Origin of the sequence: Mesorhizobium sp. M7A.T.Ca.US.000.02.2.1, from assembly GCF_003996995.1 — a bacterium.
GTDB lineage: Bacteria > Pseudomonadota > Alphaproteobacteria > Rhizobiales > Rhizobiaceae > Mesorhizobium.
Genome location: NZ_RZTT01000787.1, coordinates 1 through 1125 on the forward strand (window position 1 = coordinate 1; position 1125 = coordinate 1125).

Below are 1125 nucleotides of genomic sequence, written 5' to 3' on the forward strand. Positions count from 1 at the left end.
GCACCGGCACCACCACATCCGCCTCGGCGATGAGATCGGCACCGGCGCGAACCATCCAGCGCGCCATCCAAGGTGCCAGATCCGTGCGATCCTGGTATTTCAACCCTTGCACCATCTGGCGGGCAACGCCGGAATAGGCCACCGCCGCCCGCGCCCGCTCGAAAGGCGGCGGATCGGCAATCGCCTCGGCCGACAGAAAGCCTTCGCCCATATGGTGGGTGAACGGCGTGCCCATGACCGGGCACCATGGCCGCTCCAGCAGCCTGAGCTTCGGCCAGCAGGCGCCGCACAGCACGCCCGGCTGCGAGACATGCCGGCGGCAACCGGCGCAGACCGGCGGAAACAGCATACGCGCCGGCCAGCCGACAACAGACCGGGCCAGGTTCGTGATCGCGATGGACTTGATCTTGGGCATCGGATCGGCCACGTGGTTGCTCCTGCGCGCCACTATATCAACGATCCCGGAGCGTGGACAAACAAAGGATCTGCCCGTTGCAGCCGATAATGGATACCTCTCTGTGGCTGGCGCACAAGCGGCGCGCGCTTGCCCATCCGGTCGACGGCGCGGACTTCCTCATGCGCCGCACGGCCGAGGACCTTGCCGACCGGCTGGGCGCCGTCGAGCGCAGGTTCGGCAAGGCGGCTGTGCTGTTTTGCCAGACGCCGGCAGCAGCCGAAACGCTCGCCGAAAGCGGCAAGGTCGCCGACATCGTCCGCGTCGAGGCGGACACGGCCTTCCTGAGCGGTGGCGGCGCCGGCTTGATCGCACCGCTCGAAACCGTGCCGTTCGAAGCGGAAAGCCTCGATCTGGCGGTGTCGCTTCTGTCGCTGCAGGCCATGAACGACATCCCCGGCATGCTGATCCAGATCCGCCGTGCGTTGCGGCCGGATGGGCTTTTCCTCGGCGCCTTTGCCGGCGCCGGTACGCTTTTCGAGTTGCGCGAAAGCCTGCTTTCGGCCGAGACCGAGCTTTACGGCGGCGCCAGTCCGCGTGTCGCCCCGTTTACCGACGTGCGCGATGCCGGTGCGCTGCTGCAGCGCGCCGGTCTCGCTCTGCCGGTCGCCGACGTCGAGACGGTGACGGTGCGCTATGCCAGCCTGTTCAACCTGATGGCGGATCTGCGG

The 1125-nt window shown here is 67.6% G+C and carries 2 protein-coding genes; one reads left to right on the plus strand and one right to left on the minus strand.

Annotation, left to right across the window (positions count from 1 at the left end):
- On the minus strand, positions 1–427 hold a 427-nt coding region (locus tag EOD15_RS34625; RefSeq protein ID WP_148129827.1), incomplete at its 3' end, for a double zinc ribbon domain-containing protein.
- Between the two features lie 65 nt (positions 428–492).
- Between EOD15_RS34625 and EOD15_RS34630 the strand changes: the two genes are divergently transcribed.
- Positions 493–1125: methyltransferase domain-containing protein (locus EOD15_RS34630; protein ID WP_127409317.1), on the plus strand; the 633-nt coding region annotated here is incomplete at its 3' end.